Origin of the sequence: Limnobacter sp. MED105 (genome assembly GCF_000170915.1) — a bacterium.
Taxonomy (GTDB): domain Bacteria; phylum Pseudomonadota; class Gammaproteobacteria; order Burkholderiales; family Burkholderiaceae_B; genus Limnobacter.
Genome location: NZ_ABCT01000001.1, coordinates 185,519 through 201,877 on the forward strand (window position 1 = coordinate 185,519; position 16,359 = coordinate 201,877).

At 46.8% G+C, this 16,359-nt stretch carries 12 protein-coding genes; 5 read left to right on the forward strand and 7 right to left on the reverse strand.

Annotation, left to right across the window (positions count from 1 at the left end):
* Positions 1–24: 24 nt before the first annotated feature.
* From LMED105_RS00840 to LMED105_RS00855, 4 genes are all read right to left on the reverse strand, one after another.
* Positions 25–2,295, reverse strand: coding sequence for a fatty acid desaturase (locus tag LMED105_RS00840; protein ID WP_008247232.1), 2,271 nt, complete (start codon positions 2,293–2,295; stop codon positions 25–27).
* A gap of 177 nt (positions 2,296–2,472) precedes the next feature.
* On the reverse strand, positions 2,473–3,705 hold the full coding sequence (locus LMED105_RS00845) for an NAD(P)/FAD-dependent oxidoreductase (protein ID WP_008247233.1): 1,233 nt from the start codon (positions 3,703–3,705) through the stop codon (positions 2,473–2,475).
* A 132-nt stretch (positions 3,706–3,837) separates the two neighbouring features.
* The gene (locus LMED105_RS00850) at positions 3,838–5,250 is read right to left on the reverse strand and encodes a cytochrome P450 (protein WP_008247244.1); all 1,413 of its coding nucleotides are present in this window, start codon (positions 5,248–5,250) and stop codon (positions 3,838–3,840) included.
* Positions 5,251–5,265: 15 nt separating this feature from the next.
* Positions 5,266–5,586 (reverse strand): 2Fe-2S iron-sulfur cluster-binding protein, encoded by a 321-nt coding sequence (locus LMED105_RS00855; RefSeq protein WP_040512148.1) that lies wholly within the window; start codon positions 5,584–5,586, stop codon positions 5,266–5,268.
* Positions 5,587–5,720: 134 nt separating this feature from the next.
* Between LMED105_RS00855 and LMED105_RS00860 the strand changes: the two genes are divergently transcribed.
* Positions 5,721–6,779: an AraC family transcriptional regulator ligand-binding domain-containing protein gene (locus LMED105_RS00860; protein ID WP_008247248.1), complete on the forward strand. Its 1,059-nt coding sequence runs from the start codon at positions 5,721–5,723 to the stop codon at positions 6,777–6,779.
* A gap of 8 nt (positions 6,780–6,787) precedes the next feature.
* Here LMED105_RS00860 and LMED105_RS00865 read toward each other — a convergent pair whose 3' ends face one another.
* A complete protein-coding gene (locus LMED105_RS00865) occupies positions 6,788–7,444 on the reverse strand; it encodes a TetR/AcrR family transcriptional regulator (protein WP_008247251.1) in 657 nt (218 codons plus the stop codon).
* A 396-nt stretch (positions 7,445–7,840) separates the two neighbouring features.
* On the opposite strand from LMED105_RS00865, the gene LMED105_RS17120 reads away from it, so the two are divergent.
* The 4 genes from LMED105_RS17120 to LMED105_RS17125 all read left to right on the forward strand — a co-directional run bounded on the left by LMED105_RS17120 (position 7,841) and on the right by LMED105_RS17125 (position 9,800).
* The gene (locus tag LMED105_RS17120; protein ID WP_350105378.1) at positions 7,841–8,176 is read left to right on the forward strand and encodes a PaaI family thioesterase; all 336 of its coding nucleotides are present in this window, start codon (positions 7,841–7,843) and stop codon (positions 8,174–8,176) included.
* Positions 8,173–8,664 (forward strand): PaaI family thioesterase, encoded by a 492-nt coding sequence (locus LMED105_RS00875; protein ID WP_008247256.1) that lies wholly within the window; start codon positions 8,173–8,175, stop codon positions 8,662–8,664. The genes LMED105_RS17120 and LMED105_RS00875 overlap by 4 nt, the downstream gene beginning before the upstream one ends.
* 88 nt (positions 8,665–8,752) lie before the next feature.
* Positions 8,753–9,556, forward strand: a complete 804-nt coding sequence (locus LMED105_RS00880; protein WP_008247257.1) for an alpha/beta fold hydrolase — start codon at positions 8,753–8,755, stop codon at positions 9,554–9,556.
* Complete coding sequence (locus tag LMED105_RS17125) at positions 9,513–9,800, forward strand: NAD(P)-binding protein (protein WP_083797051.1); 288 nt, start codon at positions 9,513–9,515, stop codon at positions 9,798–9,800. The genes LMED105_RS00880 and LMED105_RS17125 overlap by 44 nt, the downstream gene beginning before the upstream one ends.
* An 84-nt stretch (positions 9,801–9,884) precedes the next feature.
* Here the strand turns inward: LMED105_RS17125 and LMED105_RS00890 are convergent, their stop codons facing one another.
* Together LMED105_RS00890 and LMED105_RS00895 are read right to left on the reverse strand one after the other, a co-directional pair.
* Positions 9,885–10,808, reverse strand: a complete 924-nt coding sequence (locus tag LMED105_RS00890; RefSeq protein ID WP_008247259.1) for a hypothetical protein — start codon at positions 10,806–10,808, stop codon at positions 9,885–9,887.
* Complete coding sequence (locus tag LMED105_RS00895) at positions 10,809–16,244, reverse strand: site-specific integrase (RefSeq protein ID WP_008247264.1); 5,436 nt, start codon at positions 16,242–16,244, stop codon at positions 10,809–10,811.
* Positions 16,245–16,359 lie beyond the last annotated feature (115 nt).

Genomic DNA, 16,359 nt, shown 5'->3' on the forward strand with positions numbered 1-16,359 from the left:
CAAACTAAGAATTAGTTGCTTCTCTCAAGTCGAATACTTGATCGAATCAAGAGACCATTGGCGGGGGTCATAGTCGACCAACTCTTTAATTCCACTTCGCTGATTGGCACGAAGAGCCAAGATTTGTTCCTCCGGGGAAGCAAAGTGTCGGTCCCACTCAACTAGTTTTGATGTCATGAGCTTGTGCCAAAGGGGCGGGCAAAGCGTCAAAAAAATTGTGGTTAGGTATCCGCCGATCATCACAGGCGCATCAGGCAGTGGCATCAAGTTCTGGTAGGGCACTTCGCCTTGTGCATGATGATGCGAATGACGACTCAGGTTGAACATGCCCCATGATGTCATTCGACGGTTCGTATTCCAGGAGTGACGTGGCTGAACAGGCTGTTCAGGTAAGCGCACCATGCCGTAATGCTCCATGTAGTTCACGATTTCAAGTAAGGATTTGCCAAATAAAGCGGCCAAGCTAAAACATAGTGCGCCTGTCCAGCCCGCAACCGAAAATGCAGCTACATTCAACACCACGCTCATGAGCAGGCCTCGAATGTACGCATTGTGATAAGACATTACTGGGAGTCCCTTTTTATTCAGGCGTTCAGCTTCAATTTTTGCAGCACTGATATTTCCCTTGATAGTTGAGAGCACTATGTGAAGATATACATTGCGTCCACGTGGTGCTGTCGCTGGATCATGCTCAGTTGACACATAACGATGATGACCGTACACATGCTCAATGGCAAAGCCCGCATCGTAACTAAACGCCAGAAGCCAACGCCCAACCCACAACGAAACGGGATCCCATGTCCGATGCGTTAATTCATGAGCAACCACAGTGCCCATGATTCCAATCAAATAGCCATAGTAAATAATCCCTGAAAAATAGCGATGTACAGACGAGGTTGCCTCCCGCGCCGCAAAGACGTCGTAACTGGTAAGACCCATGACAAATTCACCTAGACCAAGTGGATCTCCTGTCGACATCGTCCACATAAAGCAAAAACCAATCAACAAAAGGAGTGGCAAAGCTAACCACAATTGAACGGTCAAAATCCAGGGCTTGCGGTACTCGGGTGTCACTGTGTCGTCGCCCGTCAACATGTCTCCTAGAACATAAAAGCCCAACAAACTCGCAAAACCCGCAGTGATCCAAGCGCCACCCGCCAAATATGCAACGACTGCGATTACTCCCATCAAATGAAACATCATGAACTTCAGATAATCACCAATGGTCGCCGGAGTTCTCTCAATCAAGGGCAAACCAACCGCTCCATAAAAGCCAGTGTTCATAACCTCTCGAACTACGAAGCGATCTGCATAAATACCTTGTGCTGCAAGCTTGTTCTCCTTTAATTCCTTAATTGCAGCATCAATCATTTGAGGCGGACCACATAAGTAGGCTTGGGTGGCACCCGCAGCTTCCCTACGAATATGGTCCGTTACCAAGCCACGCAAGCCATTCCAGTTGTGATTGGAATTATCTTCACTAAGAATGGGAACAAACCGAAATCCAGGCCAATTCTTTGTGTAAGCGTCAAGGCGATGTAATTCGTATAGATCTTGTTCGGTGCGTGCACCGAACAACAGCGTAACGGGGCGCCGATCACCCTTGCGCTCCATCTCCTCAAGCATCCCAAGTATTGGAGCCAGGCCACTACCACCGGCGATAAATACAACCTTTTCTCCACCCTCACGTAGCCAAAAGTCTCCACCGGGACCTCGTACGGTTAGTATTTCCCCTTCGACCAGCTTATCGAATACATAAGTTGAAAACCGACCACTAGGCACTCTGCGAATGGTGAAGCTGGCCAGACCTTGGTTGTCTGGTGCATTTGAAAATGAATAACTACGAGGTGCGTTTTTGACAGAATCCAGCGTCAACTCGGCGAATTGGCCGGCCTTGTAATTGATTGGCTGATCAAGTTGCACGTCAATTCTCGCTATGTCGTGTGTCAAGAACTCGCGCTTCACAATGCGTCCCGCTACTGGCGAAGAAGTAATCGCGGCGCTCTCGTCCATTTCCACTTCAATGTCCGACTTCAAGCGACTTTGACAAGCCAAAATGTAGCCTTCAGCAATCTCTTCCTCAGAGAGCAGGTACGCGCTCTCAGTCAACTCCTGAACCCTGCCGTCCTTGAGCTTACACTTGCAGGAACCACATCCTCCAACTCTGCAAATATTGGGAATTTCGACGTTTTGACGCAAAGCAGCTAGAAGTAGCGTTTCGTCGGCTTCAACATGAATGAGTTTGCCGTTTATATTGGCTTTGTGGGTTGAGCCTTTGTTTAGAAATTGAAGCATGTCCGCCTCCAAGTGATTTTTATAATGTGAGAAATGGCGATAGACCAAATGAGAATTATTATGCGGAGGGGGTCATTTTCTGCAAAGAGGTGCGTCGGACAAAAAGGGGTCTTTTTCCGCCAATCTTATGCAGTAGTCGTTTGATTTACCTTTGAAGGAAGCTAACTCTTACATACTTCAGATTAAAGAAGTTAACGCGATGTTCAGATCTCTCAACTTCTCGGCACTGACGTCCTTACCCTCGTAAACGAGCCGCTTACCGACCATAAAAGCCAATGGCATGTTGACTGCGTCAACAGCAATTAGACGACCTTCCCTGATATAGAAAACCGCAAATGCATCACCCTCGATGTCGCGGCGAACGACGCGTTCATCATGGTTCTGTGACAATCCCACCATTTGCAGGCGAAGGTCATATTGATTCGACCAGAACCATGGGACGTGGTGGTACGGTTTGTCCTCTCCCATCAGGGTAGCCGCCGCTGTACGGGCTTGTTCGACAGCGTTGGCGACCGATTCGACCCGTTGCATTTGTTTGAAAAAAAGATTTCGGTGGCGGGTACAGTCGCCGATAGCCAGGATGGAGGGATCATTGCTGCGGGTATGTTCATCCACTAAAATACCGTCATCACAAGCCAGTCCAGCGGACTCTGCCAGTTTGGTTTCTGGTACTACTCCTACAGAGACGAGCACAATATCGGCTGGCAAGGTATTCCCGTTCGCCACTACTACGCCAGTCACATGACCGAGACCGTCAGTTGCGAATTCGGTAGCCGTGGTGGTCAACCGCACATCCACTCCCGCGCTGCGGTGCTTTGAATAAAAGAACTCTGAGATCTCTGGTCCTGTGACACGTTGCAATAGGCGTTCTGAGGATTCGAGCACAGTGACGACTAGGCCTGCCTTGATGGCGATTGCTGCCACTTCTAGGCCGATGTAGCCGCCACCAACGATCACCAGCCGTTTACCCGGATTTAGTTGATCACGCAGGACATCGGTGTCGGCGATATCGTGCAGATAATGAATTCCCTTCAAGTCCGCGCCGGGTACTTTCAGACGTCGCACCCGTGACCCAGTGGCCAGGACGAGTCGATCGTATGTCAGAGTGCTCTGATCAGACAAGAGAATGGTTTTATTGCTCCGATTTATCTGCTCAACGCGCACGCCAAGTTTAAGCTGGTGGCCCGCGTTCTCGTATACCGACGATGGTTTCAAGTACAGCGACTCTCGGTCAACACTACCCGCCAGGTAATTCTTCGACAGAGGTGGGCGCTGGTATGGGGGGTAGGGCTCATCTCCTACCAGTACTATATTATGCGGGTATTTTTTCTGGATTAATGTGGTCAGTAGCGCGCCTGCTGCATGCCCACCTCCAACGACAACTGTCGTCTCTTTTTCTTTCGTTGTCATGAGCGCCCTCTCCAACACGTTATTGAGACCGGATTATCCAGCTGGACAATATTATGATTGCGCCCCCCTAACAGCGGTCGGGCGTCTCTGTTTGCTTGTAAAGGAATTAACTTGTATTCTGCGTCAAAGAGATTATCGCAGTGGGGTCAATTTAACCATCATCTCCGAATAGCCACGCACGAAGTTCGACTGCACTCGTTCGGGCTCACCAACAACTTCTATGTTTTCAAAGCGCTTGAGTAATTCCTCCCACAGGATACGCAGTTGTAGTTCGGCCAGACGGTTGCCCATGCATCGGTGAACGCCATAGCCGAACGACAGGTGGTTACGTGCGCCAGAACGGTCGATGAGGAATTGATCCGGATCCGTAAACTTGCGCTCGTCCCGATTTCCCGATGCATACCACATCACTACTCGATCACCTTTTTTGATAGTCCGTCCCCCAAGCTCAACGTCTTGCTTGGCGATTCGGCGCATATAGGCCAAAGGTGTTTGCCAGCGGATGATTTCCGACACCATGTTTGGAATTAGCGCAGGGTTTGCTTTGAGCTTCTTGAACTCTTTCGGAAACTGGTTCATGGCTAGTAAGCCTCCACTCATGGAGTTGCGGGTAGTGTCATTACCACCGACGATGAGTAGTGCCAGATTGCCAATAAACTCCATCGGACGGTTAATCAAGTCACGAGTATCCTCACTGCTTTGCAACAAGCTGATCAAATCAAAGCCTGGCGCCTCACCTGCGGCGCGGCGTGCCTGCTTATCTCGCCAAAGTCGTGAAAAATCGCGGGCCATGTCGGCGGCAGCGTCGAACATGGCCTCCTCGTCGGTGAACTCGCCACCGGTGGCTGATGCGGCACCAGCTAAAAGGTCTGACCAGTAAATTAGTTTGTCACGTTCGTCGTAAGGGAAATCCAAAAGCGTGGCCAGCATGCGTCCGGTTAGCTCCTTTGATACCGTTGGTACCCAGTCAAAGGGTTGGCCCACGGGAAGACTGTCGAGCACATCCCCTGTGCGAGACCGGATTAGGCTCTCCATTTCTTTCAGGTTCTGAGGAGCCACTACGCCTTGCACGGAGCTCCGCTGTGCATCGTGTTTTGGTGGATCCATGGCGATGAACATTTCCACCGAGAGGCCTTCAGGGGGATCGCCAAGGATGATGACCGGCTCGGCGGAAAACAGGTCATGGTGTTTATCGACGAACAGGATGTCCTCATAGCGAGTCACCGACCAGAACGGACCGAATGGACTGTTTTTCTGGAAGTGCACCGGGGCTTCATCACGCAGTCTCTTGAAATAGGCCCGCCATTGCCCTTGCCTGTACAAAAACGGATTGCTCACGTCAATGTCATCAATTCGTAGTGTACCTACGTCTGGCAGCGGGTATTCAACAAAGCTTGGCGTGGGCCTGCGCGCGCCAATTGTTTTCTTTTTGGCACGCATCAAAAATTTCAGACCCTGAATTTGCAAATGCATTGGTATCACCTTGGCGGTGGCATTAATCACTCTGGTCTGAATTTGGTCAAATGTTTTGGATTGTGTTGACATGGGGCTCTCCGATATTTACATCTGAAATTCTGGGAGTCGAACGGTCATGCCGTCCATCGCTTCAGTGGTTTTAACTTGGCAGCCCAAACGTGAGGTTTTTGCCCGCTCTGGCGTCATCGATAGCATCTGCTCTTCCCCATCACCGAATGAACCGATCTTTTCGAACCATTCATCTGCGACTATGATGTGACAAGTGCCACAGGCGCATTCCCCGCCACAGTCCCCATCGATTCCTGGAATGGCGTTATCGACTGCGATTTGCATCAATGATGATCCAGCCTTGAATTCGATAACGTGAGTTGTATTGTTATGCTCAATAAAAATGATTTTGCCCACTGCGTTTCTCCTACTAGTAACTATCATCGCTAGTGATAGTAAATTGCCGTCAACACAACGGCGAGGTCATTTCTTGACGGCACCGGGTCATTTCAAGACAATGCAGTTATTCTCATCCTTGATAGGTGGCGCTGATGACGCGGCAAGCGAATATTTCCCAAAACCTTACAGCCGATATCCCATCAAATTACTCACGACTTATTGCCCGTGAGCTGGATCTGACGGCTAGACAGCTACCAGTTCTGTTACGTGGAACGGGACTCGGAGTTAGACAGTTTCTGAGGGAGGATGGCTTGCTCTCGGCAACTCAACAAGTTCTGATTTTGCGAAATGCGTTGGTGTTGTCTGGCCAGCCCGAATTTGGTTTAATGTTGGGCAAGCGCCTCACGCCGGCGACGCATGGTGCTATGGGGTTTGCCGCTTCAAGCAGCCCAAATTTACTCAGTGCGCTACAGGCTATACATATATTTCTGCCAACGCGGGTAAGCGTCATTGAATTAAATTTGCAGCAAGTTGAAACTCACCTCGAATGCACACTGCATTTTCGGATGTCGCTTGATGCTGACATACAGCGTTGCATGGCAGATACGATAATTAAAGTTCTTCTGGAGTTTGGTGAATTCATTATTGGTCGACCTCTAAATGAGGCTGAAATATTTTTCCCCCATCAGGCACCCGAGTACCATGCGCTGTACTCCGACTATTTGTCGGGGCAGATTCTCTTTAATTGCGATCATTTAAAACTCAGGTTGCCGATGGCGTTGTGTCTGGAGCCGAACGCCTCTGCCAATCATGAAAGCTATCGCTTTGCTCTGCAGCAGTGTGAATCCATGCTCGCGCAACTTCAGACTCACAAACCTAGCTATCAGACGAGAATTAAAAAGATGATGTTGTCCCGTCCGCCCGGAACCCTTAATGAAGATGAAGCGGCAGCTTCTCTATTCATGAGCAAGCGCACCATGGCACGTAAACTCAAAGAGGAAAACACCGGATTCCGGCAAATCCGAGATGAGATTATGTCTCAACAGGCTGCAAGCTACCTGTGCGACAGCAGGTTATCCATTGAGAACATCGCTGTGTTGATGAACTATCATGATAGTGCCAACTTCAGGCGTGCTTTTAAGCGCTGGTTTGACCAACCGCCAGAGACGTTCAGGCTAAATACCAAACCTCAGGCTATGCAATTTAGTTGATTTATGATCTAAATCAACGGTTGATTGAGCTGCTTTAACCGGTGCAAGTGTTCGCCCTGAGCATTTTGATTGATCAAACCTTTGATAATAGCTTGCCAGACGAAATTGCCAATGTCGTTCGGTGTATGGGAGCCATTTGGATCAAACCATGTTGCAACCCAGTTGAGGGCACCAAGGCCAATCAGTCGAAGAAGACGACTATCCACGTCTTTCTGAATAACTCTCTGGCTGATCATTGTTTCGAGAATATCTATCCAAAGAGACTCGTACTGGTCACGCAGTTTTATGATTTCCTTCCGTGCCTCTGGACTCAAGGCTCGCCATTCAAACAGCAGCACATAGACCATGTCGGAATCACCCAGCAGAGCTCGAAGATGTGCATTGATGCAAAGACGCAACTTCTCGACTGGGTCATTCGAACTGGCATAGGCCAATTCTACCTCTTCTGTTACCAGGTAAATTCCACGGCGCATCAGTTCAACAAGAAGTGCCTCCTTGGTGTTGTATCGATAATAAAGGCTGCCTGGCAGCATATTGCAAGCTTCAGCGATTTCCTTAAGTGAGGTTTTCTCAAATCCCTTTTCGCGAAAAAGTCGTGCTGCATTTGACAAAACATTGCCCTGATCATCCAGTTTACTATCGGGTATGGGCGGTTTTTGAACCATAGTTTGTACATCTCCTAAGTGGGGACATTGTATTTCTCATCATTGTCAAAATGGACCGAATCTACACACAAATAATATTCCATTGTGTAAGTCGTTGCCCTTCCGCTTGAACATATTCTTGACTTTAGTTGGTTCACCAACCAAAATTAAGATGTGTGTAAACTTTTAGGCGATTACTATCAATGGCAATAATTGCTTTTGGTCTTTTTTATGCCAATCCCAAATGTTAATGAGCGATCAAATCTGATGACTGAGCCAAACAAAGTTCACCAATGTGGTGCCGTAGAGACTGCGCGGCGTTTTACCGAGCAGGTCCCTCACAACAGCGATCTAGGTATGCAGGTAGTCTTTGTGAATGGCAGTAAGGTGTGTATGCGTCTAACCCCACAGGCATGGATGTTCGCCGATTCCGAAAAAAGGGAAGTAAGCACGAGTATTTTGTATTCACTAGCTGACTCGGCCAGCGGTCTTGCGGTATTCGCTGAGGCACAGGAGCTAACTCCTATAGCTACGTTGAGTTTGCATATGGATTACCTAAGACCCGCTGTTGATAGTCATTCATTGTTGGCGGTGGCCACTTGTCGCCATCTTATGGACGACGTAGCCTTCATCTATTGTGAAATCTTCTGTGAAGGTGATGATGTGCCGCTAGCAACAGGTAGTGCCACATTTATAAGAAATACCCAAGGCCAACGCTTCCAAGTGGCTGAGGCTTCAAGGGGAAGAGCATGAGTCGTACTGTCGATCCTGCTCATCCTCGTCCCACCCCATTTGATGGAAAGAGCGAGTATGACGCTTGGCAGACCTTACTTGATAGTATTCCATACTCACGGCATTTAGGACTCGAGGTTCAACAACACAATGAGGCGATATTTGTTCAACTGCCTTACCGTGACGCTTTTATTGGTAATTTCATGTTGCCAGCACTACACGGCGGTGTAATCGGAGCCTTGATTGAGATTACAGCGCGTATCGCTGCCCAAAGAGAAGATACGCAACTACGCAGCCCCCGTATTCTGGGAAGCAACATCCACTACCTTCGCTCAGCCACGGCGCAAATTACTTTCGCGAACGCGGAGATTGTGCGTCAAGGTCGGCGTACCAGTTTGGTGAGGGTGAGCTGTTGGCAGAGTGAAAGGACTGCACCGATCGCAAACGGAGTTGTTCAGTTGCTGTTCTCTACTTCCGGGAAGAATCAAGATGGTATTGGTAACAAATAAATCATGTTCTGTCGAACGAGACGGATTTCTCGCCGCTGATGGTCGAGAGATTACCTTGTGGCGGTGGCCTCAGTCTGACGGACGCCCCATGCTTCACTGGGCACACGCGACTGGTTTCCATGGTCGTCTTTATAAGCCACTTCTTGATGAACTGTCCGTTGAGTGCAACATCATAGCTTGGGATATGCGTGGACATGGAGCAAGTTCTGATGCAGCCGTTGCTTCTACATTTCGCGGTTGGGAGACCTACTATCAAGATCTAACCGCGTTGTTGGCAAAGTTGGATGAACCAGTTTGGCTTGGAGGTCATTCAATCGGTGCTACATCAAGCATTATGGCGGCTGCTCGCCAGCCAGACAAAGTGTTGGGATTGATACTTTTAGAGCCGGTGATAATGGATTCATGGCAAAGCCGAATGTTGTGGTTGTCCAAGCTGTTGCGTCGATCACACCGGTTGTCGTTGGCCGCTGGAGCCGCACGCCGACGGAATGTGTTCGATTCTTATGTCTCAGCTCTGGAAAACTATCGTGGTCGAGGTGGCTTCAAGACTTGGCCCGAGTCTTGGTTAGAGGCTTATGTCCAACATGCCTTTATACAGGATGGAGATCGTCTTCGTCTTGCATGCTCGCCGTTGTGGGAGAGCTCCACATTCGCTCAAACCGAGCATAACCCGTGGCCTGGCATTCGTCAGTTGAAGTGTCCTGTTGTTGCAATAGCTGCGGAGCGCGCTTCAACTTTCTCATCATTAGCGCAAAGACGTCTTGGAAAGATATTGCCCTCAGCCGAAGTGAGGGTTCTGGCTGGAACTACGCATTTTTTGCCTATGGAACAAACTGAGCTAGTTCGTGATGCGATGCTTAAAATCATGTTGCCAGAATGCAGGCGGAACTAATTCAGAGATTGATCAAATTGCAGTTGTGAGGAGCAAATTAGTGGACAGTCAAGCCCAATATGATTTTATAGGCGTGGGAGCTGGCTCCTCCGGAAGTGTTTTGGCCAATAGGTTGAGCGAAAATGGCAAGTTCACGGTATTGGTATTCGAGGCAGGGCCTAGCGATAAAACCAATATGTTCGTACACATGCCAGCGGGTATGGCTAGTCTTATGCGCAGCCATAAATACAATTGGCGATTTTAGACATCACCACAAGTGCGTATTCTGGTGAATTCGTCCATTTCCTCGAAAGAGGTTAATTGGCCGAATGCACTTACACAAATTTATTTACAGGCCCATATAGGCATCGTCCATTCTGAGGCATATCTGTTTGCGACTTTCCAGCATCTGATAGTGGAACTCGATTTCCATATTAAATCTTCTTTCCCACGGCATGTATTTGGCCTGATGATCGACATTCACGAAGTCACTTGGATTAATGTAAAAAGTCTCTTCGCGCGGTTTTCGCATTGCCTGTAGATTAGTTCCAGAACGAGTTGTTTCCATTCGCTCATCTGATAAATCGTCAGGGCCAACATCTTTGTTAAATTTGATATCTAGTGGCTGTTCCTGTTCTTTGGATTGATAATCTGAAGATTCACTACGCAATGCCTTGATTGTTTTTTGACTCATATCATAACTTGTGATTCGACCTTTAAATTTATAAATGCGAGTCGTGTCCTGGAGTCCGCTAACTTGTTCTGCGAGGTGTATTGTAACGTCGGAGTTTGGGCCCAAGCCAGAAAACTTAGTCAGCTTGATTTGGTTGTGTTCGACAAGACGTTCGACAACAAATTCGTGAACCTGCTGTGTGATTAGTTCCTTGGCTAAATGATCAAGTTTAGAGTTGTCGTCCTTACCTACACGGTGAATGCTATTGAGCTTCGGTTCGAACACGACACCTTGCAGGCTTGATACGATATCGACGATGTGATTATCAATCCAATCCAGCCGTTCGAAAATTGCTTCCTCATTTTCTTTTGTCGATGAAATGTCAAAGACGAGTTGCCAATAACGGAGTTCACTTTCTGAGTCACTAACCAAGTCGCCGACTTCAATTGACCTATCAATTTGATCTCTGTAAGTGGCTGCAATTCTGTGGAAAAGATTTGCTTTTGTAGTTTTGAATAATCTAGCACTTTCAGATACCTGGCCCTCTGTTAGTGATTGCGGATTTTTCACCTTAAGTTTATGAACTACATAGAAAGTCATTTAGTAGCCTCCTGCTAACAGATGTACAATCAATCCAATCCAGAAAAATTCGGTATTCGAAAAAGGCACGTCTTTCTTTTGACGTTTGACACCAATGACCCACACTGTCTCTAGATCAATATTGAACTTGACTGTTTGACGCACAGGACCAACTGATAAGCTGAATCGAGTGCTCAGTCCAAGATCTGTCAAGACATTCCGAATATCGCATTTTTGACTGTAAGAATTTGACCAAAAGAACAAATCTTTGGAGTCGAATCCGAGGAACTGAAGCAGGTCTAAAATGTGGATGAGATTCACAAGATCCTTTTCTTTCATCGATTCGCGGATCACATAATGAGCATCCTCAGTGAAGTTACCGAGTGGATCAAAGTTAGAGTTGAGTTCAAATGGAATTCGTTTAAGAGCCAATATTTCTGATGTTTTTGCAGGTGTTGCCTGCACTCGGTGAATCAAGTCAGCAGTATCTGCATTATCAGGTAATTGTTTTTCAAGGCGTTCGTAGAAGGCTCGGCTCAGGAAAATGCCGTTCGTTTTCGTGTGAGCGAAGCGGGCAGGGCGTAGGTTAGGCGGAAATGATCTAAATATATTTTCAAGATGATAGAGCCGGCTTGCGATTTTCGGGTTGGCAGTGGAACAAGGATTTATCGTATTGCTAGATTGGTTGAGGTAATCAAGTGATCCGAGAATGTAGTCTTTGACGTTAAAAGTACGCAGATTTATTGACTCATCGAGTTGATGAGCTGAACCTTTAAGGCCGTATCTTGAAGCCAATGAGAAGGCGAAACTTTCGCTTTGAGTATCAGTGTTCCCGAGCGCGCCTTCACAAAATTGACTGTTGTACAAGGAGTCGATAACCTCAAACCCGCGATGTGAATAGGTTTCTAGTAGCGTGGTTGTTCCTGCATGCCCGAGAATTCTGCTCGCGACAAATAGTGTTTTGCGATTCACGTTTTCGGGTGTTGTATGAATCAATCTTTCGCCGGTTAACGGATTGTCAGGATTGCAGCAAATTGCACTCTCAAAAAGTCCATATGTCAGCTCGTCAGCAAAGGTATGTCGCAGGGTGTGAATACTCCCTCTGAAAGTAACATTTCGAATGATTTGGTTTAGACGCAAACTAATCTCGCGCGCAGAGGACTGAATCAAATCGCCAAGGTAACTTGCTTTCGCTGTGATTGCTCGGTGCTTTATTCTTTGAAGGATCCCTTTCTCCTCACTTGTAATTTTAGTTTGAGATAACACATAGCGATTGGAAGCAGGAAATTTGGGTCTAAAAACAGAATCGCCCACCACCCTGAGCAGCGGGGTAGTATCTAGAAGCTGCAGATTGACGGGCTTTAGAAAGAGAGACTCAGTTTTCCTCAGACCAAAACGACGAAGAAGAACAAAAATTGCTTGAACCGCTTCGGGCTGGGTTTCTTGAATTTTTTTAAAGATCAGATTTAGTTCTTTCTGAGAAAAGAGATGTGTGGCTGGGTTATAAACCGCACCAATACTGTCGAACTTCACGGACATCAAAGGATTCAGTTCTGCTAGTTTGGAGAATAGGTCCCTAATTTGACGCAGATCGTCTTTAGCAGATTGCAGGATCTGTTGTCTGTCCAGTAGGTAGCCGTTAATGGTTTCAATTGCCTCATCGAGTTGTTCATCATCGATTTCCTGCTCGAGGTTGGTCTCTTTAAAAAGATTCCCAATTCTTCCGTAGTAATTGAGCTTGGTGCTTTTAGCCAAACTTTTTCGTCCAGAGGGTCTTCTACTCTCTATATCTTTGGCATAGCTTAAAAGTGCCGATTTACACAGAGAGGGTCTCGCTGCAATTTCTGTACTTAGTCTTAGCATCGCGCCAAGGGCGTCATCCATGATTGCTTCAATATGGCTTGCGACAGATTTACACAATAGCCCTTGTTCATGGAAGTCAGTTAAAGTGTCCGAGGTGGAGCTCTCCTCGATGGCTTGGTCATGGGTGCCCCCAGAAAAGTTATCCTTAATTTCGAGTCCTGTAGCGCTAACAAATGAGCTTGTAGCGGTCGCTTGGGATGGATTAGGGTCTTTGTTACCGGGATCGGGATATGCAATCGCATCGGTCGCTATAACTTCATGCGAGAGATACTTAGTTGCGGGCGCTAGTCGAGCGTTACTTGCCACGTGATCTGTGTCAGGATCAGTGAGTTGTTGAAAGCTTAGATAATTTGAGCTGCGATGCTTGGTGTCGCCTGAGGCAATCGCGGACAAACAACCGGGTAATTCGTATAGTTGGTAGGATTGCTCAATTTCAGCGAAATAATAAAGTAGGTCTTTTTTGGTGTTAAGCGATGATCCACTGACTCCGAGGCGATTTATTTTAGCCTGCAGGTCACGCCCTAGTTTTTCCAAATTATTGCTGCTCTGGCGAAAGCTTAGTTGATTGACCAGCCGTTCATAATAGTGAATTGACAGGCGATGAAGCTCGTGCCGTCTGACCGGAGTGAGCGGATGGGGCTGCGTATCGACAAAATGAATGTCAATAAATGTTTTATCGGATACTGTTCCAAGCAGGTAATTTCCTTTTAGAACCTGCTGAATTGCTATTTTACAGGTAATGCCATTTAGCTTGATTAAAGAGAGTGCGAACAGAAATTCAAGATTGACCTTTTGTTTCGCCTGGGTGTTGGATTGGAGGATCTCCATGATGCCTGGGTGAGACGCCCGGTATTCCGAATATTTTCGACAAAAGTCGATTGGCACTCTCTCGTTGACGGTACGGCCAACACGCGAGAAGAATTTCATGTCAAGGCCTGGTGCTAACTTTCGAAGAAACCGAGTGAACTTGTAAAAATAGATATCAAAATGAATCCGGTTGCTTAGCTCCAATTGGGCTTGTTTGAGTGCTTTGTCAATTCGATCTTGTGCTTTCTGTTCAGGTCGCAAGCCTTCAATAATTGATTCCGCATCTTGGTAGGCCCTCGCTGAAACTGACTTGTGTAATGCTTTATGTTCAGTCCTTCGCAATTGCAAGCCAAAGCGTTTGGGTATCGACTGCCCCCACACATCAACGTCTTTGCTACTGAATTCAAAATCAATGGATTCACTAATATTTAGGAACTTTAAGATCCTATCTGCAAAGTCACGAACTCGTTGGTGATCCTTATTCATTGTTCTTAGGCTTGATGCGCCGTAAACTGGAATCTTGTCGTTTTCATGGCCTAATAGTCCATCCACAATGTCTCTATCGGTGATCTCGCAGTGGTTACTGACAAAGTGACGCAAGAAATTGGCCTGTAAGGTATCGAAATTTTCAAGGAGTGTTATATCCGCAGAAATACCTTCAATACCGTTTTCTGTCAGGAAAAAGAAAAATGGGATACCTTGAGTGTTTGAAAGGCTTGGCGTGACGAGAAGCGATTCGATTTGTTTCGAAAGCTTAGGCGTGTTGGTTCGAAGTAGATTGGCGAGGCGTTTAAGAGCATTTCGATAGGAGATGCCAATTTCATCAGCGAGCGATTTACAAAGTGGTACCACACGTCTTGGCTCCCTTAGTAAAACATCTTTGTCATCAACAATCGTGAGATCAAAAGTGTCTGTGAATAAATCAAGATCGCAATATGCATCTTTAACGGGTCGCCCGCCCGTTGTTAGATAGATCCGGAAGATCAAGTAGGTAACCCAAGCATTCCAAGACATGCAAAGTGATTTGCTGTTTATGGCATGCTTTAATTGGCTAACCATGATAGCTACATCGGCTCTAAATTTCTCAAGATCAAAAGCGTAAGGGGAGCCCGCGACGTTTTTCTCTTTGTGGATTACGGAATAGTAGGCGCATTTCGAAGGAAGCTCTGATCGAGCGTTTTTTTGTATCAACATTGCTGCCGATTCTGGATGCCCTTGTGCAAGGAGCATCAGTCGTCGGCTGCTTTGCAGCCAGGCATTCGATTCAAACCCGAAATGTACTTTTACCTGATCAATTTTCTCAGGATCGAACTTTCTATCAATCGCCAGGTCGTAGAGGCTCTCATGGGTTTGAATATTCCATTGGTCCTTTAGAAAGTTTTGGAGTTTGGTGGGTAGAGATCTCCGCTCTATCCTTTCGGACGGCAAAAGAGCTGAATGAAGAAAAGTCGTTTTGCCGATATGTTGAAGTGATGGACGAAGTCTCCATATCGCGGAAAAATCCTCCATGAATCCAAACTCCGGTTCTGGCAGATGATGGACTCTGAGTGCTAGCGCACCTTCAAGGTTGGCACCGATTTGATATCCGATCCAAATTAACACGTCTGCTAAAGTGTCATTGGTGATTTCGCTGGTGTTGCCCGCCTCCAAAGTTGCGTAGGCACTGATATGTTCAGCCTGAAGCGGCAAGTGTGGGTTGGTCGGGAAATAGGTCGAAAGGTTGAAATCAAGCAGTACTTGCCCAATGGCTTTTGCCTCTAGCTCAGGGGCGTCCTGATTGTTGTTTTGTTGTCCCTTGGTATGACCGTCAATGTTTGAACCAGTGTGGTCGTCTGGTTGCGCATTACTGAAGTTCTGTTTAAAAAGCGCTTTTAACCTCCGGACTTCCTTGCCATCATCATCGTTTATTTTGTACCTGTTCAATTTCAAAGACTGGATCCCTGAAAGAGAGTCTGGACCAAAGTAAAGAACAGGTTTTTCAGACGGAGAAAAGAAATTCAAGAAACTCTTCTGAATATTCCTCTGATATTTCGTTTCGTTATCGTTTGGAAGAACAGTCGTTGATCTCGATAGACGAAGTTCAGTTTCTAACTTTTCCTTGAATACTTTTTCACTTTTCGATGGCTTGTCGAAGCGTTGAAACAGATGGATCAGAAAATCACGGTTTTGGTTTTCGTTTACTGGCGCAAAAGTTTGGCGTATCTCATTGAGAAATTTAAGATGGGGCATGCGAAATATCACGCTTCCATGGGTGAAACAATAGCATTCAAACAACTGCTTTAATATTAGCAAAGCGGTTTGTGTATAGCCGAAATTGGGATGCTGCTGCCAACTTTGAAAAAGCAGCTCAACAATTGGGTATTCACCGCGTGAAATTTGCTGAGCTCTGAAAATCGGTCGTTTTGTATTGATAGTTTGTAATTGCTGATCACATGCTCCGTAAGCATCGTAGCTTCGGATTATATGGATCAGATGGTGGAGGTTTCTGTAGAAATCATCTTGGTGCGACCATGCTTGTAAAGTTTCCCTGTAGTGCGTAGTGCATAGCCAGCCAAGGCAGTAATGGAGAAAGCCCCCTCCCGCAAAAGGGATAGTAATTTCCGACTCAACCTTATGATTACGTAGCCCGTTATGAAGACGTAGATCTTCCCCGATTGCCCAGCTTCGTCTTAAATTGGTTACAAAGTGAGCGGGAAGGTCTATTTTGTCGGTTACCGCTGCAAGCGCATCCTCAAACTGGCCACAGTCTTGGATTAGATTTGGATTCCAGTTGGGGATATTTTTCATATGGCGGTGTCCCAGCTTGACAACATCGTTGCAAATATCGTTACGATTGCACCGAGAAGACTTGATTTGAACAAGCTATATCGCTTACACTTCGAGCAAGTGGATTGGGGGCTCC